Here is a 20,792-nt window from a genome sequence, read left to right as displayed (position 1 = left end):
GTCACCTATGGTTATGATGCGCAGATCGGCCAGGACCGCGTTAAAGTTGTGCTCCGGTCGGGGGAGCGGGCATGGTCTGGGGGCAATGCCGGGAGGGCGTGCGCGGCGCCGGGGGAGGCCGCGGGAAAGGCCCGCGGGCCAAGGCCCCGCGCCCCGCCAGACGGCGCGCCGTGCCGGCCGGCGTCGCGGCGCTGGCGGTCCTTCTCGGCGGGTCCGGCGCGGCGCTGGCGGGCGCCTGGACGCTGCCGCCCGGCGGCTCGGAATTCTGGTCCACCACCTCCATCGCCGGCGCCGGATCGGCCTTCGGCCCCGGCTACGCGCTCGGTGACGGCGCGAACTACCGCAAGGTGGAGCAGAATCTGCTGTGGGAATACGGCGCGCTGGACGGCGTGACCCTGCTGTTCGGCACCCAGTTTCTCGCCGTCACGATCACCGGGCCGGAGCGGGCGCAATATGCCGGACCGGGCTATAGCGACGCCGGCGCGCGGTTCCGGCTGGCGGCGGGCGCCGGCTGGGTGGTCTCCGCCCAGGCGGTGGCGCGGGCGCCGGGGGCGGGCGGGTCGAGCAGCCGCGCCGCGCTCGGCTACCAGGACTGGGAGGCGGACCTGCGGCTGATGGCCGGCCTGTCTTTCGTGCTGCTGGGCCTGCCGGCCTTCCTCGACCTGCAACTGGCGCAGCGCCAGCGCCTCGGCGACCCGCCGGATGAACTGCGGTTCGACGCCACGCTAGGCGCCGAGGTGGCGCCGGGGTGGCTGCTGCTGGCGCAGTCCTTCAACGTGCTCTCGGAGGGCGCGGGCGAGGGGCCGGACTTCGATCTGTCCTATGACTATTACAAGGCCCAGATCGCCACCTTGGTCGAGGTGGACGGGCATCTTTCGGTGGGCGTCGCCGCCTTCACCACCTATCTGGCGCGCAATTTCCCGCAGGAGAACGGCCTGGTGTTCGCCGCGCGCTATCGGTTCTGACAGGCGCCGACGCCTCGGCGTCACTGATTTTTGTTTTCCTTCCAGCCTACGACGTAATCGTTCTCCAGCATCACGCGATATACAAATCGATTCTTGCCGGTCTTGCGATACTTGAACGTTTCTGACGTCTTTGTTTTGTATATATGCTGATCTTTTGCTTCGGGCGGACCCCACGATTCGATGATTTGTTCTTTATGCATTCCTTGCCATATTTGTCTGTTCATGATCATGTCGACAATGTATTTATCTCCATATTTTTGCATCAGAGCTTTGCGTCGCTGTTGTTTCAGGACGTACTGAATTGCGAATATGACGATGACGATGCCGACAAATGCCAGCAGTAGGCTTGCATCCAAGACCGTCCCCCCAGTCTCTTGGCTTATTTTTGTTCTGCACGGTTCCGAGGTCGGGTCAACCTCCCCGCCTGCCTAGAGCTGGCTCGCGGTTTTCAATGGCGGCGGCCGGTCCGGGGCGGGCTCGCGCAGGCCCGCCGGCACGGCGAAGCGGTCGGAGATGTCGCGGATCACCATGGCGAAGCCGACGAGATTGCCGGTGATGTCGCGGATGGCGTCGATGACGATATTGCCCCACAGCAGCGTGCCGTTCTTGCGCACCCGCCAGGACTGGGTCTCGAACCGGCCCTCGCGGGTGGCGGTTTCCAGGGCCAGGGCCGGCTTGCCCGCCGCCCGGTCCGCCGCCGTATAGAAAGTGGAGAAGGGCTCGCCGATGATGTCGTCGGCGCTGTAGCCGCTGATGCGCTCGGCGCCGGAGTTCCACGTGTAGACGAGGCCTTCGGGATCGAGCATGTAGACGGCATATTCCGTCACGCCCTGCACCAGCAGGCGGAAGCGCTCCTCGCTGCGCCACAGCGCCTCCTGGGCGGCCCGCTGCTCGGTGATGTCGCGGGTGATCTTGGCATAGCCCACCAGCGTCCCGAGCGGCGCCCGGATGGGATAGATCACCACGCTGGCCCAGAAGCGCGAGCCGTTCTTGCGCACGCGCCAGCCCTCGGTCGTGAACTTGCCTTCGCTCGCCGCGATCTTCAGCGCCTGGTGCGGCAGGCCGGCAGCGCGATCCTCCGGCGTGTAGAAGCGGGAAAAATGCTCGCCGACGATCTCCGCCGTCTCATAGCCCTTCAGCCGCCGCGCCCCGACGTTCCAGCTCACCACCACGCCTTCCGTGTTCAGCATGAAGATGGCGCAGTCGATGATCGACTCAAGCAGGATGCGATAATGGCCCTCGTCGGTCAGGGATGCCTTGTAGCGTTCGTCAACGTCCATGGTCGTCGAGCCCCCGCTCGCCTGGAACTATCCCCCGGGCGGGATCGTCGGTGTATTTCGTGCGATATGCAACCTCTCGCCGTCGGGCGCGCCTTCAGCGCCCGCTGCCGGCCCCGGCGTCGGTGCCGCCCTGCGCCTGCGCGCCCTGGGCCTGGGCGATCAGCTTCTCCACCTGCGGCAGGATGGCGGCGACGATCCGCTCCACGCCCTCGGCGGTGGGGTGGAGGCCGTCCGGCAGGGTCAGGGCGCGGTTGCCGGTGACGCCGTCGAGGAAGAAGGGGTAGAGCAGCACGCCGTGCTTGGCCGCCAGCTCGGGATAGATGGCGTCGAACGCGGTCTTGTAGTCGGCGCCGTAATTGGGCGCCGCCAGCATGCCGGCCAGCAAGACCGGGATGTTGCGGGCCTTCAGCCGGGTGAGGATGTCGTCCAGCGTCCGCCGGGTCAAAGCCGGGTCGACCCCGCGCAGCATGTCGTTGGCGCCCAGTTCCACGATCACCGCGTCGGTGCCCTGGGGCACCGACCAGTCCAGCCGGGCGAGGCCCGCGCTCGCCGTATCGCCCGAGACGCCGGCATTGGCGACGCTGACGTCATAGCCCTTGGCCTTCAGCGCCGCCTCCAGCCGGGCGGGAAAGGCGTCCGGGCGGCCGAGGCCGTAGCCCGCGCTGAGGCTGTCGCCGAAGGCCACGATCTGGAGCGTGCGCGCGGCGGCGGCGCCAGATGACAGGAACGTGACCAGCAGGCAGAGGGCCAAAAGCCTTCCCGCCGCCGCGATCCATACCGCATATGACGGCAGGGGCGCTTCCGGCGCGGCATCCGCCGCCGCCGGCACCGTGGCCAGTCCGGCCACGCCCTCCGCCCCCGGCCGTCCGGCCGGGCGGGGGAGGGTTCCTGCGATGGATCTCTCAACGATGGCGAACGCCTCCGGCATGGACAGTCTTTCCTCTTCCTCTTCCGCGTCACCCGCCCCGGCCATCGACCTGCGCGATGTCGACCTGTCCCTCGGCGCCGGCGCGGCCCGCGTCCACGTCCTCAAGGGCGTGTCGCTGGCGATCGCCCCCGGCGAGACGGTGGGGCTGGTCGGGCCGTCCGGCTCCGGCAAATCGACGCTTCTCATGGTCATGGCCGGGTTGGAACGGGTGGATCGGGGCGTGGTTCGGGTGGCTGGCGTGGACGTGACCGCGCTCGACGAGGATCGCCTCGCGCGCTTCCGTGGCGCTCATGTGGGGATCGTGTTCCAGTCCTTCCACCTCATCCCCACCATGACCGCGCTGGAAAACGTCGCCGTGCCGCTGGAACTGGCCGGCCGGCCCGACGCCTTCGCCCGCGCCGCCGAGGAACTCACCGCCGTCGGCCTCGGCCACCGGCTCACCCATTACCCCGCCCAGATGTCCGGCGGCGAGCAGCAGCGCGTGGCGGTCGCCCGCGCCCTGGCGCCGGAGCCGCCCATCCTGGTGGCGGACGAGCCCACCGGCAATCTCGACGAGGCCACCGGGCGGCAGATCATGGACCTCTTGTTCGCCGCCCACGCGGCGCGCGGCACCACCTTGGTGCTGGTGACCCACGACGCCACCCTGGCGCAGCGCTGCGGCCGCACCGTGCGGCTGCGCTCCGGCGTCATCGAGGGGCATTCCGCCGCCGTGGCGGCAAAGGTGGAGGCATGAGCGCCGCGGCCTTCCGCCCGAAGGTGGCGCTCGCCTTCGCCTTGCGCGAGCTGCGCGGGGCGCGGCGCGGCTTCGGCATCTTCCTGGCCTGCCTGGCGCTGGGCGTCATGTCCATCGCCGGCGTCGGCTCGTTCGCCCGCGCGCTCACCGACGGGCTTGCCCGCGAGGGCCGCGCCATCCTGGGCGGGGATGCCGCCTTCACTTTGGTGCAGCGGGAGGCGAGCCCGGCCGAGCAGGCGCAGTTCACGCCCGGCGGCACGGTCGGGCGCGTCGCCCTGACCCGCGCCATGGCGCGCGGCCCCTCGGGCGATGCCACGCTGGTGGAACTGAAAGCGGTGGACGGCACCTATCCCTTGGCGGGAACGGTGGACCTGGCGCCGGCGGAGCCGCTGGCGGCGGCGCTGGCCCTGCGGGACGGCGTCTATGGCGCGGTGGCGGACGAGACCCTGTTCTCGCGCCTGGAATTGAAGGTGGGCGACCGCATCCGCGTCGGCGAGGCCAGCTTCGAACTGCGCGCCGTGCTCGCCGCCGAGCCGGACCGGCTGTCCTCCGGCGTCGGCTTCGGCCCGCGCCTCTTGATTTCCGATGCCGCTCTGCCGGCCACCGGCCTGATCCAGCCGGGCAGCCTGATCCGCTGGAGCTACCGCGTCGCTTTGGCCGACCAGAGCCCCGCCGCGCTCACCGCCTTCGTGGACAAGGTGCGCGCCGGGGCGCCGGACGCCGGCTTCGAGGTGCGCACCCGCGATGCCGCCTCGCCGCAGCTGGAGCGCAACGTGCGGCGCATCGCGCAATATCTCACGTTGGTCGGCCTCACCGCGCTGCTGGTGGGCGGGGTGGGGGTGGCCAATGCGGTCTCCGCGCATCTCAGCGAAAAGCGCGAGGTGATCGCTACCCTGAAGGCGGTGGGCGCCACGCGCGGCATCATCTTCGCCACCTATTTCCTGGAGGTGGCGATGATCGCGGCGCTGGGCATCGCGCTCGGCCTGGTGCTGGGCGCGCTGGTGCCGTTCGTCGCGGCGGCGGCGGCGGCGGTGGCGGTGGCGGCCTATATCCCGTTCCCGCTGGCGCCGCATCTCGACCCGCTGGCGCTGCTGTTCGCCGCGCTCTACGGCGCCCTGGTCACGCTGGCCTTCACTTTGTGGCCGCTGGCGCGGGCGCAGGAGGCGCCGGTCTCGGCCTTGTTCCGCGACGAGGTCTCGCTGCGCCGCCGCTGGCCGTCCTGGCGCTATGTGGCCGGCTGCGGCGCGGCGGTGGCGGCGCTGGTGGCGCTGGCGCTCGCCACGGCGGAGGACACGCGCTCGGCGGTGATCTTCCTCGGCGCGGCGGCGGGGGTGTTCGTGCTGCTGCGCGGCGTGGCGTTCGCCATCATGGCGCTGGCCCGCCGGCTGCCGCGCCCGCGCTCCACCATGGCGCGGCTCGCGCTCGCCAACATCCACCGGCCGGGGGCGCTGACCCCCACCGTGGTGCTCTCGCTCGGGCTCGGCCTGTCGCTGCTCACCGCCATCGCGCTGATCGACCGCAGCCTCACCGCCGAGATCACCGGCTCGCTGGCGGAGAAGGCGCCGAGCTTCTTCTTCGTCGACGTGCCCAGCAGCGAGCAGGCGGCGTTCGCCGCCTTCATCGCGCAGCACGCGCCGGAGGCGGCCTACAAGTCGGTGCCCATGCTGCGCGGGCGCATCACCGCGCTCAACGGCGTGCCGGCCGAGCAGGTGAAGCCGGAGCCGGACGCCGCCTGGGTACTCCAGAGCGACCGGGGCATCTCGTTCGGCGACGACGTGCCGGAGGGCTCCACCGTGGTCGCCGGCCGCTGGTGGGCGCCGGGCGAGGGCGCGGCGCAGGTGTCGTTCGACCGCAAGCTGGCGGAGGGGCTGGGGCTGAAGCTGGGCGACAGCGTCACGGTAAACGTGCTCGGCCGCTCCATCACCGCGGCGCTGACCAATTTCCGCGAGGTGAAATGGGAGCGGCTCGGCATCAATTTCGTCATGCAATTCTCCCCCGCCACCTTCGCCGGGGCGCCCTATTCGGTGCTCGCGACGCTGACCTTCCCCGAAGGGGCGGGGACGGCGCGGGAGCTCGCCTTCATGCGCGCGGTGGCGCAGGCCTATCCGGGCGTGACCACGGTGCGGGTGAAGGAGGCGCTGGACCAGGCCAACAAGATGGTGGGCGATCTGTCCTTCGGCATCCGCATCGCCAGCCTCGTCACGCTCGTCACCTCGGTCCTGGTGCTGGCGGGGGCGCTGGCGGCGGGGCACCAGCACCGGGTCTATGACGCGGTGATCCTGAAGACGCTGGGGGCGACCCGGCTGCGGCTCGTGGGCGCCTATGCAGTGGAATATGCCGGGCTGGGGCTGGTGACGGCGGTGTTCGCCATCGGCGCCGGGGCGCTGGCGGCCTTCTTCGTGGTGACGCGGGTGATGACCATCGCCTTCACCTTCGCCCCGGGCGCGGCCCTGGGGGCGGTGGCGCTGGCGCTGGCCTTCACCGTGGGCTTCGGCCTCTTGGGCACCTGGCGGGCGCTGAGCCAGCCGCCGGTGCGCGTGCTGCGCCACCTGTGAGGGGGCCGGGCTATTCCTTCAGGGGCGGCCCGACGAACTCCACGCCCCAGCGGGCGCCATAGGCCGCCAGCGCCGGCGAACTCCAGCCGCCGCCGGCCCGGACCACCGCGCCGAGGCCGCTGAAGAACGGGATGGCATCGAGGCCGGGCACATACATCATGCTCTGCGCGGCGGGCGCGTCGGCGACATTGAGAAAGGAACTGATGGCCCGGCGCGGCACATGCACCACATCGCCTGGCCCGGCGTAGAAGCGCACCTCGTCGATCTCGAACAGGAAGCGGCCGGAGAGGATGCGCAGGACCTTGGCCTCCCGGAACCGATGCAGCGGCGGCCCGAAGCCGGGCGCGCTGATGGAATCCACCACCGTGATCGCTCCATCGGATATGGGCGGCGGCAGGCGGACGCGCAGGTCCATGCCCATCTCCGGGACGCTGATGGCGGCCTCGGTGCCGCCGGAGTGCCAGAGGGACGACGTCACGGCCGGACCTCCCGGAGCGGCGCGCCGGAAAGGGAGAATCGGGGTTCTGGCGACGCCATGCGCTTAACTCTTCGTCTAACGATATCTGTGCCGTCGGCACCGGCGCGTTCCGTCATCGGGCGCGGCGAGCGCGACGGCGCTCGGCGCGGGTGCCAGGACCGTCATCTTGCCGTAGGGAGCTTGCGCCAGACAGGTGTCCCGCAAGCCCATGGCCGCGCGGGGAAATCCGGACCGGCCTGCGGCGCAGGCGCGGGAATCGGAGGCGCGCGCGCCGGCAGGACGGCCCCAACGGCAGTGCCTGAGACCTGTCCTTGATTTAGATCAATTCTAAGGCAATTGCCCACGAACCCTGCCCAGGATCCGGGCAGGCCTCACACCAGGCCCTACAGCAGATCCTGGCCGTCGCAGCGCGTCTGCGAGGCGTCGACGATGCGCTTCAGCAGGGCCACCAGCGTCCGGCTGTCGGCCGCGTCCAGCGGCGCGAGGGTGGCGGCGTGGGCGCGGCGGGCGTCCTGTTCCATCAGCGCATGCAGGGCGCGGCCCTGCGGGGTGAGGCGGCAGGCGTGCGAGCGGCGGTCCTCCGGCGACTTGCCGCGCTGCACGAGGCCGCGCGCCTCCAGCCGCTTCAACGCCCCGGTGGTGGTGGTGCGGTCCAGCACCACCTTGTTGGACAAGGTGGTCTGGTCGGCGCTCTCGCACTCCGACAAAGCCGAGAGCAGGCTGTATTGCAGCGGCGTCACCTTATGGGCGGCGCAGATCTCCGCGAACAGCGCCACGTGAATCTGATGCAGCCGGCGGATCAGGAAGCCGGGCCGCTCGGCCAGCGGCCAGGGCTGCAAGGCCTCGCCTGACGCAGCGCCCGCAAGGGCTGGCGGGGCGGCGGCGGGGGCGGGAGGGTTGTGCCGGCGCATGGGCGCTCCAAAGGCGCGAGATGATCGCTCGCCCGAGTGTTGGCACACGCCGTGCATGAAGGCAAATACGAAGCATGCTGCGTATTTCGCGCGCGGAGGCTGCCGGTTCCTCCGCCAGGGGCCCGCGGCCCGGGCCAATACGAAGCATGCTTCGCATTTGACGATTGCACCGGGAGAGCGAAGACCATGACCGACGGAGCGAGCCACATCGAGGGTGCCGGATACGACCTGCTGCTGCGCGGCGGGCGCGTGATCTGCCCCGCCTCCGGCATCGACGGCATCCGCGACGTGGCGGTCCGCGACGGGCGCATCGCGGCGGTGGAGGAGACCATCCTGCCCTCCAGCGCCGCGCAGATCATCGACGTCTCCGGCAAGATCGTGCTGCCGGGCATGATCGACACCCACGGCCACGTCTATCAATACGTCACCGGCCGCTTCGGGCTGAACCCGGACATGGTGGGCGTGCGCTCGGGCGTGACCACGGTGGTCGACCAGGGCGGCCCGTCCTGCATGACGCTGCCCGGCTTCCGCCACTACATCGCCGAGCGCGCGCAGACCCGCATCTACGCCTTCCTCTCCGCCTATCTGGTGGGCGGGCTGGAAGGGCATTTCTACCCCAATCTCTACAGCCCCGACTGCGTGGACATCGAGGCCACGGTGCGCTCGGCCAACGCCAACAAGGATCTGGTGCGCGGCATCAAGGGCCATGCGGAGATCGGCGGCTTCGCCCGCTGGGGCATCAAGGTGATGGAGATGGCCGCCGAGATCGGCCGCCAGTCGGATCTGCCGCTCTATGTGCATTTCGGCACGCTGTGGGGCCTGCCGGAGAGCGGCGCCAATGGCGAGGACGCCGACACCATATTGGAGCGGGTGATCCCGCTGCTGCGCGAGGGCGACATCCTCGCCCATCCCTTCACCCGCCACCCCGGCGGCTTCGTGAACCAGCAGGGCGAGGTGCACCACGTCATCCAGGCGGCGCTGGATCGCGGCCTGAAGGTGGATGTGGGCCACGGCAGCCACTTCTCCTACCGCCTCGCCAAGAAGGCGCTGGCGGCCGGCGTCATCCCCCACACCCTGGGCGCCGACATGCACGGCTACAATACCGAGGTGCCCGCGCCCGCCGGCACGCCGCCGGAGCACTATGACGACGAGAACCACCCCTTCAAGGGGCAGGCGCGCTTCAGCCTGACCCAGGCCATGAGCTCCATGATGGCGCTGGGCCTGCCGCTGGAACAGGTGGTGCCCATGGTCACCACCAACCCGGCCAGGATGCTCGGCCTCGCCGACCGGCTGGGCGCGCTGAAGCCGGGCTATGCCGCCGATGTGTCGGTGCTCAATGACGATCGCGGCCGCTTCCTGCTGCGCGACAACGAGGACACCCGCGTGGTGGCCGAGCGCCTGCTGCGCCCGGCCTTCTGCCTGCGCGCCGGCCGCCGCTTCGACGCGGATTCGCCGATCCTGCCGGCGGCGGTGGCCGCGTGAGCGCGGGCCTCAATCCGACGCCGCACGCCGCCTGGGGCACTTTGTCCCAGGCGGCGCGCGACGCCGCCTACAACAACAATCTGGCGGTGGCCGACAGCGCCGCTCTGGTGGCGGGGCGCGACGTCGCCTCCGCCGCCTACCGGGCGGCGCATGCCGGGCATCTGGACGTGGCCTACGGGCCGGGCGCGCGGCAGAAGCTGGACCTTTATCCGGCGGCGGACCCGGCCGCGCCCTGCCTCGTCTTCATCCATGGCGGCTATTGGCAGCGCAATTCCCGCGAGGTGTTCGCCGCCTTCGCCGAGGGCGCGGCGGCGGCCGGCTGGTCGGTGGCGCTGCCCAGCCATACGCTTGCCCCCGATGCCAGCCTCGCCGCCATCGTGGCCGAGATCGGCACCGCCTTGGATGTGCTGAAGGCGGATGGCCCCGCGCATGGCATCGCCGGGCCGCTGGTGGTGTCCGGCTGGTCGGCGGGCGGGCATCTGGCGGCGATGCATCTGGCCCATCCGGCGGTGACGGCGGGCCTTGCCATCTCCGGCGTGTTCGAGCTGGGGCCGCTGCGCGACACCTTCCTCAACACCGCGCTGAAGCTCACCGACGAAGAGATCGCCACCCTCTCGCCCTTGCGTCTTCCGGTGGTGAAGAAGCCTTTGGCCATCGCCTATGGCACGGCGGAAGTGCCGGCCCTGGTGGCCGACGCCCGTGCGCTCCACGCTCTGCGCGCCGGCGCCCACGCGCCGGGGCCGCTGGTGCCGGTGGCGGGGGCCAACCACTTTTCCATCCTGGAGGAATTGCGCCGCCCCGGCGGGCTGCTGGTGCGCACCGCCCAGGCCATTCTGGGAGATGCGCTGACATGAGCCCGCGCTCATCATCCCTTGAGGGCGTCGGCGCCCGCCTGCCGCGCAAGGAGGACGACCGGCTGATGCGCGGGCGCGGCCAGTTCGTCGGCGACATCAAACTGCCGGGGATGCAGGACGTGGCCTTCGTGCGCAGCCCTTTGGCCCACGCGCGCATCCGCGGCATCGCCATTCCCCCGGAGGACCGTTCCCGCGTCTTCATCGCCGCCGATCTCGACGGGGTGAAGCCCATCCGCGCCGTGTCCGGCCTGCCGGGCTTCAAGGTCTCCGAGCAGCCGGTGCTGGCGACGGGCAAGGTGCGGCAGGTGGGCGAGCTGATCGCCATCTGCGTCGCCCCCACGCGGGCGGAAGCCGAGGACATCGCCGCTCGCGTGACCCTCGACCTGGAGGAACTGCCCGCCGTCTCCGACATGATCGCCGCCCGCGCCCCCGGCGCGCCTTTGGTGCATGAGCACTGGGGCGACAATGTCTTCCTGGAGACTTTGGTGGACATCGACATGGCGTCCGCCTTCGACGCCCCCATCAAGGTCTCGCGCACCATCTCCACCGCCCGCCAGTGCATGGCGCCCATCGAGGGGCGCGGCGTGGTGGTGCATCTGGACCACCGCGCCGACCAGATCGTCTTCCACACCGCCAGCCAGATGCCGCACATCGTGCGCACCGGCCTTGCCGGATGCCTGGGCCTGGACGAGGGCCGCATCCGCATCGTCTCGCCCGACGTGGGCGGCGGCTTCGGCTACAAGGCCATATTGCTGGCGGAGGAAGTGTGCCTCGGCTGGCTGGCGCAGCGCTGCGGCCACCCGGTGCGCTGGCTGGAGGACCGCCGCGAGCATCTGACCGCCAACGCCAATTGCCGCGAGCACCATTACCAGATCACGCTTTATGCCGAGCGCGACGGCACCCTGCGCGGGGTGGATTGCGAGGCCACCGTGGATAGCGGCGCCTATTCCGCTTATCCCTTCTCCGCCTGCCTGGAGGCTGCCCAGGTGGCGAGCATCCTGCCCGGCCCCTACGATTTCCCGGCCTATCGCTGCCGCACCTGGTCGGTGGCCACCAACAAATGCCCGATCCTGCCCTATCGCGGCGTGGCCCGCACCGGCGTGTGCTTCGCGCTGGAACTGGCGCTGGACGCGGTGGCCGCCGCCGCCGGCTTAGCCCCGGAGGAGGTGCGGCGGAAGAATCTGGTGCGGCCCGCGCAGATGCCGTTCGACAACATCACCAATAAGCATTTCGACAGCGGCGACTATCCGCAGGCGCTTGAGCGCGCGCTCACCGCCATCAATGCCGACGGCGTGCGCGCCCGGCAGGCGCGCGGGGAGGAAGACGGCCGGCGCATCGGCCTCGGCCTCTCCATCTATTGCGAGCAGGCGGCGCACGGCACGTCTGTCTACTCGGGCTGGGGCATCCCCATGGTGCCGGGCTTCGAGCAGGCCGGCGCGCGCCTGACCCCGGACGGCGGGCTGGAGCTGCGCATCGGTGCCCATTCCCACGGCCAGGGGCTGGAGACCACATTGGCCCAGGTGGCGCACGAGATCCTCGGCGTGCCGGTGGCGCGTACCCGCCTCGTGCATGGCGACACCGCCATGACGCCTTATTCCACCGGAAGCTGGGGCTCCCGCGTCATGGTGATGGCCGGCGGGGCGGTGGCCACCGCCTGCACGGAGCTGGCCGAGCGCGCGCGGCGCATCGGCGCCCATCTGTTGCAGGCGGACCTTGCCGACGTGCGCTTCGCCGATGGCCGGGTCACCGGACCTTCGGGCGACGTCTCGCTCGCGCAGATCGCCCACGTCTGGTATCGCCGGCCGCAGGACCTGCCGGCGGGCGTGGATGCCGGCGGGCTGGAAGTCACCGCCGGCTACAAGCCGGTGCGCGACAGCGGCACCTTCAGCTATGCCGCCCACGCCGTGGTGCTGGCGGTGGACCCGGCGCTGGGCGAGGTGGAGATCCTCGACTATGTGATCGTGGAGGACGGCGGCACGCTGGTGAACCCCATGGTGGTGGACGGCCAGATCTATGGCGGCCTCGCCCAGGGCCTCGGCACCGCGCTCTATGAGGAGATGGCGTTCGACGCGGCGGGCCAGCCTTTGGCTTCGACCCTGGCGGACTATCTGCTGCCCGGCGCCGCCGAGGTGCCCGCGCCGCGCATCGACCATATGGAGACGCCCTCGCCTTATACCCGCTTCGGCGTGAAGGGCATCGGCGAGGGCGGCGCCATCGCGCCCCCGGCGGCGGTGGCCAATGCCATCAATGACGCGCTGCGCCCGCTGGGCGCGGAGATGCTGCATTCCCCCGTCACCCCCCGCCGCATCGTGGAAGCGATATTGGCGGCGCGCGCCGCCCCAAGTCGGAGGGACGCCGCATGAAGCCCGCGCCCTTCGCCCTTGAGCGGCCGCGCACCACGGCGGACGCCCTCGCTTTTCTGGCGGCGGGCGGCAGGGTGATGGCCGGCGGGCAGTCGCTCGGTCCCATGCTGAATTTGCGCCTCGCCGCGCCCGGCCGGGTGGTGGACGTGTCCGCCGCCGATTTGCGCACGGCGGCGCGCGAGGGGGAGACGCTAGTGCTGGGCGCCTGCGTCACCCATGCCGACATCGAGGACGGCCGCATCGCGCAGGCCGCCGGGCCGGTGCTGGCGGCGCTGCTGGCGCGGGTGGCCGGCGGCATCGCCTATCGGGCGGTGCGCAACCGGGGCACCATCGGCGGCAGCCTCTGCCACGCGGACCCCGCCGCCGACTGGGTGAACGCGCTCTCCGCGCTGGATGCGTCGGTGGAGATCGCAACTCCCTCGGGCAGCCGGCGCCTGCCGCTGGGCGACTTCCTCACCGGGGCGCTCGCCACCGCGCTGGGACCGGACGAACTTCTGGCGGCGGTGCGCATTCCGCAGCCCGCCGCCACCGCCGGCTTCGGCTATGTGAAGCATTGCCGCAAGGTGGGCGAGTTCGCCCACGCCATCGGCGCGGCGCTGATCGACCCCGCGCGCGGCGCCGCCCGGCTGGTGATGGGCGCGCTGGAGCGCCCGCCTTTGCTGATCGCCGACGCCCGCGCGCTGTTCGGCGGCGCGGTGGACGCGGATTTCGCCGCCCGCTTCGACCCGGAGCCGGCGGACGCCGCGCTGCAAGCGGCGGGCATCGCCGATCCGGTCAGCCGGCATGTGCATGTGGAGGTGCTGCGCCGCGCGGTGATGCAGGCGGCGGGCCTCCAGGCGGGGAGGGCGGCGGCATGAATGCCCCATTGCGTCAGGTGCCGGAGGGCGCCGTCGCCGTGGCGCTCACCGTCAACGGCCGGCCGGTGGCCGCGCAGGTGGAGCCGCGCACGCATTTGGCCGATTTCGTCCGCGAGGACCTCAACCTCACCGGCACGCATCTGGGTTGCGAGCACGGCGTGTGCGGCGCCTGCACCGTTCTGCTGGACGGCGAGCCGGCCCGCGCCTGCCTCGCCTTTGCCGCCACCTGCGGCGGGGCGTGCGTGACCACCATCGAGGGGCTGGACGGGGACGAGGTGGCGGGCGAATTGCGCGCGGCCTTCAACCGTGAGCACGCCTTGCAGTGCGGCTTCTGCACGCCGGGCATGCTGGTTTCCGCCCGCGACCTCGTGCTGCGCCTGCCGGAGGCGGACGAGCGCCGGGTGCGGCTCGGCCTCAGCGGCAATCTGTGCCGCTGCACCGGCTATGTGGGCATCGTGCGGGCGGTGATGTCCGTCATCGCGGACCGCCGGGCGCGGGGCATCGCGCCGCAGGACGGCGCCGCCCGCGCGCTCGGCCCGGTGGGCGCCCATGCGGGCGACGGGGTGGGGGAGGGCAAAGCGGTATCCGCTCCGCCCACCGCCGCCGCGCTGCCGCCGGTGGCGGTGGAGGTGGTGGAGGACTTCATCCCCGCCCACACCTTCGCGCAGAGCTTTTCGCTCGCCCAGCCGCCGGACGCGGTGTTCGCCGCCTTCGCCGACGTGCGCGCGGTGGCCGCCTGCCTGCCCGGCGCCTTCGTGGAGGCGGAACCCGCGCCCGGCACGGTGGCGGGCGGGCTGAAGGTGCAGATCGGCCCGGTGGCCGCCACCTTCCGCGGCCAGGCGCGCATCACCCGCGACCCGGCGACGCGCACCGGCCGCATCGTCGGCGCGGGGGCGGACGTGGGCGGGCGCTCCAGCACGCAGGGCGAGGTGCGCTATCGCGTGCGCCCCGGCCAAGACCCCGGCAGCGCGGTGGTGGAGCTCACCGTCGGCTACACGCTGAAGGGACCGCTGGCCCAGTTCGGCCGGCCGGGCCTGGTGCGCGACATCGCCGGGCGGCTCACCGCGCTCTTCGCCGCCAATCTGGAGGCCCGCCTCGCCGGCGCACCGGCGCCCGCCGCTGCGCCGCCGCTCAATCCGTTCGCGCTCGCGCTCGGCGCGCTCGCCGCGCGGCTCGCCCGCTGGCGCGCCCGCCTCACCGGCGGCTGAGCCGCCCCGCCTTTCCCTTCACCGCCCACCCCACCTGTCCTGGAGACCCGAGATGTCGAGACCGTTCCGCTTAGCTTCGCTTGCCGCTCTCTCGCTGGCGCTTCTCGCCGGCGCGGCCTCGGCCCAGACCATCAAGATCGGCGTCAACGAGCCGCTCACCGGCCCGTTCGCGGCCTCGGGCACCTATGTGGTGAACGGCGCCAAGATCGCCGCCGACGAGATCAACGCCAAGGGCGGCATCGGCGGCAAGAAGATCGAGCTCGTCATCGAGGACAACAAGAGCAACCCCACCGAGGCCGCCGCCGTGGCGGAGAAGCTCATCACTTCCGACAAGACGCCGGTGATGATGGGCGCCTGGGGCTCCAGCCTCACCCTGGCGGTGATGCCCAAGCTCATGGACTATGAGGTGCCCATGCTGGTGGAGACCTCCTCCTCCGGCAAGATCACCACCTCCGGCAATCCCTACGTCTTCCGCATCTCGCCGCCGTCCTCGCTGGAGGCGGAGCTGTTCGCGCCCAAGGTGGACAAGCTCGGCCTGAAGAAGGTGGACTTCCTGGTCATCAACAACGACTGGGGCCGCGGCGCCGCGCTCGATTTCGGCGCCATGCTGAAGTCCAAGGGCGTCGAGGTCGGCCTGGTGGAGACCATGGACCAGGCGGCGCAGGACATGAGCGCCCAACTCGCCAAGATCAAGGCCTCGGACAGCGACACCATCGTCATCACCACGGCGGTGGACCAGCTCACCCTGATCTTCAAGCAGATGGCCGCGCTCGGCCTGAAGAAGCGGGTGATCACCACCGGCGGCTCGCAGAACCCCGACCAGATCATCGCCCAGGCCGGCGCCGCCGCCGACGGCACGCTGCACCTCACCACCTTCCTGCCCTGGGACCCGGCCAAGACGCCGAACCCGGAAGCCACCGCCTATTTCCTCGGCGAGTGGAAGAAGCGCGGCTTCGAGTTCGCCGGCGCCACCGAGAGCTTCCGCGGCTATGACGGCATCCGCGCCATCGCCGCCGCCATCGAGAAGGCCGGCTCCACCGATCCCAAGGCGATCCAGAAGGCGTTCTGGGAGGTCAAGTTCATGGGCCTTAACGGCCCGATCCAGTTCGTCAAGACCGGCCCGGCGGGCAAGGAGAGCGGCCAGAGCAAGCCGCAGGTCTATCTCATCAAGATCGACGGCGGGAAGGTGAGCCTCGTCGAGCTGTGATCCTCCCGGCCCGCCCGGCGCGCGCCGGGCGGGCCGCCTTTCCGCGCCCTGTCTCTTTTCGGAGCCGCCCGTGACGCAGGCCCTGCAACATCTCCTCAACACCCTGGTGCTCGGCGGCACCTATGCCCTGCTGGGCATCGGGCTGACGCTGATCTTCGGCATCATGAACGTGGTGAACTTCACCCACGGCGCGCTCTACACCTTCGGCGCCTATGCCGCCTATCTCGCCTGCGCGGCGCTGGGGCTCGACTTCTTCCTCGCTTTGCCTGTGGCGATCCTCGCCGGCCTCGCGCTCGGCGCGCTGATCGAGCTGGTGCTGCTGCGCCCGCTGCGCGGCTCGGACATGGACACCACGATGCTGGTGATGATCGGCGCCGGCATCATCCTGCAATCGGGCACGCTGTGGATCTTTGGCGGCGTGGCCAAGGCCATCCCCACGCCCTTCCCGGACGCGCCCCTCCAGATCGGCCCGGTGTCGCTGTCCTGGCTGCGGGTGTTCGTGTTCGCCGCCGCGCTGGCGCTGATCGCGGTGACCTACGGCCTCATCAACGGCACCCGCCTCGGCCGCGCCATGCGGGCGAGCTTCCAGGATGCCGACACGGCGGCGCTGATGGGGGTGAACGTCGGCTTCATCTACACCGCCACCTTCGCCATCGGCTCGGCGCTGGCCGCCGCCGCCGGCGCGCTGCTCGGCCCGGTCTATGTGGTGTTCCCGCAGATGGGAGACCTGGCGGCGGTGAAGGCGTTCGCCATCGTCATCCTCGGCGGGCTCGGCTCCATCAGCGGGGCCACCATCGGCGGCTTCATCCTGGCCTTGGCGGAGGAATTCGGCGCCGGCTACGTCTCCTCGGGCTATCGCGACGCCATGGGCTTCCTCATCATCATCGCCGTGCTGCTGGTGAAGCCCACCGGCCTGTTCGCGCGGGCGGAGCGCATCGGATGACGCGCCATCTGCCCCTCTCCCATCTCCCCCTGGCCCTGCTCGTGGTCCTGGCCCTGCTGCCGCTGGGCCTGAGCGACCCTTATCTGCTCAACGCGCTGATCCAGACCGGCATCTTCACCATCGGCGCCATGAGCCTCAATTTGCTGCTCGGCTATACCGGCCAGCTCAGCCTCGGGCACATCGCCTTCTTCGGCATCGGCGCCTATGCCAGCGCGCTCACCGCGCTCGGCTTCGACGTGGAGCTGCTGTTCGGCTGGCGCGTGGTGCACGAGCCCTGGCCGCCGCTCGCCGGCTTCGTGCTGGCGGTGCTGATCGCCGGCGCAACGGGCTATCTGGTGGGCCGCCTGTCGTTCCGCGTGCGCGGGGCCTATTTCGTCATCGTCACCATCTCCTTCGCCGAGGTGGTCCGCCTCGTGGCGCTGAACTGGGTGGAGCTGACCCAGGGCCCTCTGGCGCTCACCGGCATCCCGGCCATGCGGCTCGGCCTGCCGGGGCTGGGGGAGATGATCTTCCGCACCAAGGTGCAGAACTATTACCTGGTGCTCGCCGTCGCCGCCTTGTCCTATCTGGTGGTGGCGCGCTTCACCCGCTCGCGCTTCGGCCGCGCCATGCGCGGGCTGAAGGAGAACGAGGCGCTGGCCCTCTCCGTGGGGGTGAACGCCACCCGCACGCTGACCATCGCCGCCACCGCCTCCGCGGCCATGGCGGGCGCCGCCGGCAGCCTCTACGCGCATTATTTCCGCATCGTCGATCCGGACGTGTTCCTGTTCTCCACCACCGTCACCATGGTCATCATGGTGGTGAGCGGCGGCAAGGGCACGCTGATCGGCCCGGTGGTGGGCGGGCTGATCTTCGGCCTGCTGCCGGTGGCGCTGCGCCCGGTGCTGGCGCCGGAGGCGCAGTGGATCGTCTATGGCGCCGTGCTCATCCTCATCCTGTTCCTGATGCCGCGCGGCATCGTGCCGAAGCTGGAGGCGCTCGCCGCCCGCCGGCCGCGCGCGGCGGCGGCACAGAAGCCCGTCGAAGCGGAGAGCCGGCCATGAGCGTGTCCGATACCGCGCCCATCCTCTGCGTGGACCATGTGATGGTGCGCTTCGGCGGCCTCACCGCCATCGCCGACCTCCACTTCGACGTGCGGCCCGGCGAGATCCTCAGCCTCATCGGCCCCAACGGCGCCGGCAAGACCACGGCGTTCAACGTCATCACCGGCTTCCTGAAGCCCACGCAAGGCGAGGTGCGCTTCAAGGGCGTGCCGCTCGGCGGTCTCCAGCCGCACAGCATCACCCGGCTCGGGCTGGCGCGCACCTTCCAGCGCACCAGCGTGTTCCCGGACGACACGGTGCTGGACAATGTGCTCATCGGCCTTCACCGCGAAGGCGGCGGGCGGCTCTTCGACGCGGTGTTCAACCTGAAGCGCGAGCGCGCCGCGGAGCGCGCGGCGCATGAGAATGCCCGCGCCATCCTTGATCTGGTTGGCCTTTCCGGCCGGGCGCAGGAGAAGGCGGGCGCGCTCTCCTATGGCGAGCAGCGCCTGGTGGGTGTCGCCTTGGCGCTGGCCACCCGGCCGTCCATGCTGCTGCTGGACGAGCCGGTCTCCGGCATGAACGCCTCGGAGACGCAGGTGTTCGTTGATCTGCTGCGCACCATCCGCGCGCGCGGCGTCACCATCCTTCTGGTGGAGCACGACATGCCCATGGTGATGGAGGTGTCCGACCGCATCGTGGTGCTGAACTACGGCCGGCTCATCGCCGAGGGCCCGCCGGACGCCATCCGCGCCGATCCGGCGGTGATCGAGGCCTATCTCGGCAAGGGCGCCGCCGCGGCGGTGGCGCAGGCCGCTATGCAGGAGGCGGCCCATGCTTGAGATCCGCGATCTGGTGTGCGCCTACGGGCAGGTGGCGGCGCTGAAGGGCATCTCGCTTCAGGTGGGGGCGGGGCAATTGGTGGCGCTGGTGGGCGCCAACGGCGCCGGCAAGTCCACCACGCTGCGCGCCATCTCCGGCCTGGTGAAGCCGCGCTCGGGCTCGATCCTTTTCGAGGGGCGGGACGTGACGGGAGCCGACCCGCGCCGCATGCTGGGGCTGGGCATCGCTCATTGCCCGGAAGGGCGGCGCGTGTTCCCGCACATGAGCGTGGCGGAGAACCTCGCCATGGGCGCCTATCTGCGCCATGACGCGGCCGGCGTGCGGCAGGACTACGCCCGCGTCTATGCGGATTTCCCGCGCCTCGCCGAGCGCCGCGCCCAGGCGGCGGGCACGCTGTCGGGGGGCGAGCAGCAGATGCTGGCCATCGGCCGGGCGCTGATGTCGCGGCCCAAATTGGTGTTGTTCGACGAGCCCTCGCTGGGGCTGGCGCCGAACATCGTCGAGCAGGTGCTGTCCATCATCCGCGCCATCCGCGACGGCGGCGCCACCGTGCTGCTGGTGGAGCAGAACGCCTATGCGGCGCTGGAACTGTGCGACCATGCCTATCTGCTGGAGGCGGGGCGCATCGTCATGTCCGGCCCGGGCGCCGAGCTGATCGCCGACCCGCATGTGCGCGCCGCCTATCTGGGCGGCGAGGTCGAGACCGCCCACCGCATCCGCGCCTGAGGGGGGACAGGCGGACGGGAGACGGCAGGCCTGCGTGCCGCTCCCGCACCGGCCCTCTTCCGATGCATGGATGGATGGGATTGTCGCTGCCGCCCGGCGTCACGGCGAAGAACCGGCGCGGGCACCTCCCCCCTTGCGGGGGAGGGCAGGGAGGGGGGTGACGCGCTCTCCGTGGGCGACCGGCGTGGCCTTTCTCCGCGCGCTGCTGACGCGGCGCCCGTGCCGATCCGCGCGTTCTTCCCCAGCCGTTTCACCCCCCTCCCCAGCCCTCCCCCGCAAGGGGGGAGGGGGAGCGGCGCGCGCGAGGAAGATGGCGTGCCACCGAATGCCCGCAGGCCGGCGGGGTTCCGCTTGGCGCGCCGCAGTGCCGGCGGCTACCATGCTGGCGGCCCACCATGCCGGCGGGCCGCCGCGCGCGCTCAGCCCTCGCTCGTCACGGACGGGGGCTTGTTGGTGTGCACGACGCGGCCGTCTACCACCATCCTGTAGGGGTGGTTGGTCTGCACGCGCTGGACCAGATCCGACATCGACGTCGACGTCTGCGTTTCATAGAATTTCTTCATATAATGCAGATCTTCGTCTCTATACTCGGTCCCGCCAGCATTGGAGACTTGCGCCGTGCCGCTGCCGTCATGGTTCCAGAATACGCGTCCGGTACTCTTGAGGCTGATCTGGAAGACGCCGATCTCATATGTCCCGTCCGCCGTCTTCTCGGCGAATTTTCCGGCGACGTCATAGACCTCTCTGGCGCTCCAGTCCCATTGGACATAATCCATGTAGATCTGGAAATTCGCGACCAGATCCTTCTTGCTCTCGATGTATGAGGTCGCCATCTCGATGCCATCCGTGATGCGCGCGATCTCGGATGCGTCTGTCGTCGACTTCAGTTTTTCGGTTTGCTCTTCGATGAAAATTTTGCCGCTTTGAGATAATGTGAAGGCGCTGTTATATACTGCAATATTGGAGGACATGGTCGTAATATCAGTACCGCGGGATATAAGTTCGAGTATTTTATCGGATCCTGCGGCGTTGGCTTTGTCGATGAATGTCTGCTTGCCCTGGTCGTAATCATATGACCATTGCATATAATCAATCATATAATCCAGACTATCGGAATTCACCCAATTTCCGCTCTCGTCATGTTCGAATGCGTATATGAAATTGTTATACGCAGCCTCGCTGGTGAAGCGCGATTTCACCTCGTCGGTGGCGAGGTCGGCCGCAGTGAGCTGGGTGTCGGTTGACTCGGCTTCCGTCTGCGCCAGCCAAGCGACGGCGCCGAGGCTCGCTCCCCGCGTGTAGGACGGGCTCGCGTCGGCGCGCATCTGCCGCACCTTCTCGATGATGGCGTCCACGGCCGTGGCGGGCGATGTGTCCCCTGTCTTTTCCGTGAACAATGACAGGACGTTATAGGATGCGCTGACGTTCGAAATCATG

Annotated in this window: 18 protein-coding genes and 1 pseudogene; 13 read left to right on the top strand and 6 right to left on the bottom strand. The window is 70.3% G+C overall.

What is annotated here, in order from left to right; all coding sequences use genetic code 11:
* The first annotated feature begins 170 nt into the window (after positions 1-170).
* Positions 171-965: a hypothetical protein gene (locus YU1_RS32115; RefSeq protein WP_156922225.1), complete on the top strand. Its 795-nt coding sequence runs from the start codon at positions 171-173 to the stop codon at positions 963-965.
* A 20-nt stretch (positions 966-985) separates the two neighbouring features.
* On the opposite strand, the gene YU1_RS33545 is transcribed toward YU1_RS32115, so the two are convergent.
* The 3 genes and pseudogenes from YU1_RS33545 to YU1_RS0117165 all read right to left on the bottom strand — a co-directional run bounded on the left by YU1_RS33545 (position 986) and on the right by YU1_RS0117165 (position 3,017).
* Positions 986-1,321 carry a DUF2845 domain-containing protein gene (locus YU1_RS33545; protein ID WP_156922223.1) on the bottom strand — a complete coding sequence of 112 codons (336 nt, stop codon included), beginning with the start codon at positions 1,319-1,321 and terminating at the stop codon, positions 986-988.
* A gap of 120 nt (positions 1,322-1,441) precedes the next feature.
* Positions 1,442-2,245 (bottom strand): annotated as a pseudogene (locus YU1_RS29980) (PAS domain-containing protein); the annotation flags it as partial.
* A 94-nt stretch (positions 2,246-2,339) separates the two neighbouring features.
* Positions 2,340-3,017 (bottom strand): arylesterase, encoded by a 678-nt coding sequence (locus tag YU1_RS0117165; protein WP_035715724.1) that lies wholly within the window; start codon positions 3,015-3,017, stop codon positions 2,340-2,342.
* 154 nt (positions 3,018-3,171) lie between these two features.
* Here YU1_RS0117165 and YU1_RS0117160 point away from each other — a divergent pair, with 154 nt between their 5' ends.
* Both YU1_RS0117160 and YU1_RS0117155 read left to right on the top strand, forming a co-directional pair.
* On the top strand, positions 3,172-3,906 hold the full coding sequence (locus YU1_RS0117160; RefSeq protein ID WP_029005119.1) for an ABC transporter ATP-binding protein: 735 nt from the start codon (positions 3,172-3,174) through the stop codon (positions 3,904-3,906).
* Positions 3,903-6,461: an ABC transporter permease gene (locus YU1_RS0117155; RefSeq protein ID WP_029005118.1), complete on the top strand. Its 2,559-nt coding sequence runs from the start codon at positions 3,903-3,905 to the stop codon at positions 6,459-6,461. The genes YU1_RS0117160 and YU1_RS0117155 overlap by 4 nt, the downstream gene beginning before the upstream one ends.
* Positions 6,462-6,471: 10 nt before the next feature.
* Here YU1_RS0117155 and YU1_RS0117150 read toward each other — a convergent pair whose 3' ends face one another.
* Both YU1_RS0117150 and YU1_RS0117145 read right to left on the bottom strand, forming a co-directional pair.
* Entirely contained in the window at positions 6,472-6,939 is a 468-nt protein-coding gene (locus YU1_RS0117150; protein WP_029005117.1) for a cupin domain-containing protein, read from the bottom strand.
* Between the two features lie 383 nt (positions 6,940-7,322).
* Positions 7,323-7,850 (bottom strand): MarR family winged helix-turn-helix transcriptional regulator, encoded by a 528-nt coding sequence (locus tag YU1_RS0117145; RefSeq protein WP_029005116.1) that lies wholly within the window; start codon positions 7,848-7,850, stop codon positions 7,323-7,325.
* A gap of 186 nt (positions 7,851-8,036) precedes the next feature.
* Here YU1_RS0117145 and YU1_RS0117140 point away from each other — a divergent pair, with 186 nt between their 5' ends.
* The 10 genes from YU1_RS0117140 (at position 8,037) to YU1_RS0117095 (ending at position 19,355) form a co-directional block, all read left to right on the top strand.
* Entirely contained in the window at positions 8,037-9,332 is a 1,296-nt protein-coding gene (locus YU1_RS0117140) for an amidohydrolase/deacetylase family metallohydrolase (protein ID WP_156922221.1), read from the top strand.
* The gene (locus tag YU1_RS29975; RefSeq protein ID WP_035715702.1) at positions 9,329-10,186 is read left to right on the top strand and encodes an alpha/beta hydrolase; all 858 of its coding nucleotides are present in this window, start codon (positions 9,329-9,331) and stop codon (positions 10,184-10,186) included. The genes YU1_RS0117140 and YU1_RS29975 overlap by 4 nt, the downstream gene beginning before the upstream one ends.
* Complete coding sequence (locus tag YU1_RS0117130; RefSeq protein WP_029005114.1) at positions 10,183-12,549, top strand: xanthine dehydrogenase family protein molybdopterin-binding subunit; 2,367 nt, start codon at positions 10,183-10,185, stop codon at positions 12,547-12,549. The genes YU1_RS29975 and YU1_RS0117130 overlap by 4 nt, the downstream gene beginning before the upstream one ends.
* A complete protein-coding gene (locus tag YU1_RS0117125; RefSeq protein WP_029005113.1) occupies positions 12,546-13,406 on the top strand; it encodes an FAD binding domain-containing protein in 861 nt (286 codons plus the stop codon). The genes YU1_RS0117130 and YU1_RS0117125 overlap by 4 nt, the downstream gene beginning before the upstream one ends.
* Complete coding sequence (locus YU1_RS0117120) at positions 13,403-14,614, top strand: xanthine dehydrogenase family Fe-S subunit (protein ID WP_029005112.1); 1,212 nt, start codon at positions 13,403-13,405, stop codon at positions 14,612-14,614. Before YU1_RS0117125 ends, YU1_RS0117120 begins: the two co-directional genes overlap by 4 nt.
* 52 nt (positions 14,615-14,666) lie before the next feature.
* Complete coding sequence (locus tag YU1_RS0117115; RefSeq protein ID WP_029005111.1) at positions 14,667-15,821, top strand: ABC transporter substrate-binding protein; 1,155 nt, start codon at positions 14,667-14,669, stop codon at positions 15,819-15,821.
* Positions 15,822-15,891: 70 nt separating this feature from the next.
* Positions 15,892-16,764, top strand: coding sequence for a branched-chain amino acid ABC transporter permease (locus YU1_RS0117110; RefSeq protein ID WP_029005110.1), 873 nt, complete (start codon positions 15,892-15,894; stop codon positions 16,762-16,764).
* Positions 16,761-17,807 (top strand): branched-chain amino acid ABC transporter permease, encoded by a 1,047-nt coding sequence (locus YU1_RS0117105; RefSeq protein WP_029005109.1) that lies wholly within the window; start codon positions 16,761-16,763, stop codon positions 17,805-17,807. The genes YU1_RS0117110 and YU1_RS0117105 overlap by 4 nt, the downstream gene beginning before the upstream one ends.
* Entirely contained in the window at positions 17,804-18,628 is an 825-nt protein-coding gene (locus YU1_RS0117100) for an ABC transporter ATP-binding protein (protein ID WP_035715700.1), read from the top strand. Before YU1_RS0117105 ends, YU1_RS0117100 begins: the two co-directional genes overlap by 4 nt.
* Entirely contained in the window at positions 18,621-19,355 is a 735-nt protein-coding gene (locus YU1_RS0117095) for an ABC transporter ATP-binding protein (RefSeq protein ID WP_029005107.1), read from the top strand. The genes YU1_RS0117100 and YU1_RS0117095 overlap by 8 nt, the downstream gene beginning before the upstream one ends.
* A 419-nt stretch (positions 19,356-19,774) precedes the next feature.
* On the opposite strand, the gene YU1_RS0117090 is transcribed toward YU1_RS0117095, so the two are convergent.
* The gene (locus YU1_RS0117090) at positions 19,775-20,791 is read right to left on the bottom strand and encodes a hypothetical protein (RefSeq protein WP_156922219.1); all 1,017 of its coding nucleotides are present in this window, start codon (positions 20,789-20,791) and stop codon (positions 19,775-19,777) included.
* Position 20,792 lies beyond the last annotated feature (1 nt).

Origin of the sequence: Azorhizobium doebereinerae UFLA1-100 (genome assembly GCF_000473085.1) — a bacterium.
Taxonomy (GTDB): Bacteria; Pseudomonadota; Alphaproteobacteria; order Rhizobiales; family Xanthobacteraceae; genus Azorhizobium; species Azorhizobium doebereinerae.
The sequence above is the reverse complement of the archived record's forward strand: the minus strand, read 5'-3'. Positions and strand labels throughout refer to the sequence as shown.

What these genes read in the sequence shown, in the direction of transcription:
- YU1_RS0117090 (WP_156922219.1), bottom strand. Translation starts at nt 20,791, where the DNA reads ATGATTTCGAACGTCAGCGCATCCTATAACGTCCTGTCATTGTTCACG.
- YU1_RS0117155 (WP_029005118.1), top strand. Translation starts at nt 3,903, where the DNA reads ATGAGCGCCGCGGCCTTCCGCCCGAAGGTGGCGCTCGCCTTCGCCTTG.
- YU1_RS0117105 (WP_029005109.1), top strand. Translation starts at nt 16,761, where the DNA reads ATGACGCGCCATCTGCCCCTCTCCCATCTCCCCCTGGCCCTGCTCGTG.
- YU1_RS0117125 (WP_029005113.1), top strand. Translation starts at nt 12,546, where the DNA reads ATGAAGCCCGCGCCCTTCGCCCTTGAGCGGCCGCGCACCACGGCGGAC.
- YU1_RS0117145 (WP_029005116.1), bottom strand. Translation starts at nt 7,850, where the DNA reads ATGCGCCGGCACAACCCTCCCGCCCCCGCCGCCGCCCCGCCAGCCCTT.
- YU1_RS0117120 (WP_029005112.1), top strand. Translation starts at nt 13,403, where the DNA reads ATGAATGCCCCATTGCGTCAGGTGCCGGAGGGCGCCGTCGCCGTGGCG.
- YU1_RS0117115 (WP_029005111.1), top strand. Translation starts at nt 14,667, where the DNA reads ATGTCGAGACCGTTCCGCTTAGCTTCGCTTGCCGCTCTCTCGCTGGCG.
- YU1_RS0117095 (WP_029005107.1), top strand. Translation starts at nt 18,621, where the DNA reads ATGCTTGAGATCCGCGATCTGGTGTGCGCCTACGGGCAGGTGGCGGCG.
- YU1_RS0117130 (WP_029005114.1), top strand. Translation starts at nt 10,183, where the DNA reads ATGAGCCCGCGCTCATCATCCCTTGAGGGCGTCGGCGCCCGCCTGCCG.
- YU1_RS0117140 (WP_156922221.1), top strand. Translation starts at nt 8,037, where the DNA reads ATGACCGACGGAGCGAGCCACATCGAGGGTGCCGGATACGACCTGCTG.
- YU1_RS0117100 (WP_035715700.1), top strand. Translation starts at nt 17,804, where the DNA reads ATGAGCGTGTCCGATACCGCGCCCATCCTCTGCGTGGACCATGTGATG.
- YU1_RS0117160 (WP_029005119.1), top strand. Translation starts at nt 3,172, where the DNA reads ATGGACAGTCTTTCCTCTTCCTCTTCCGCGTCACCCGCCCCGGCCATC.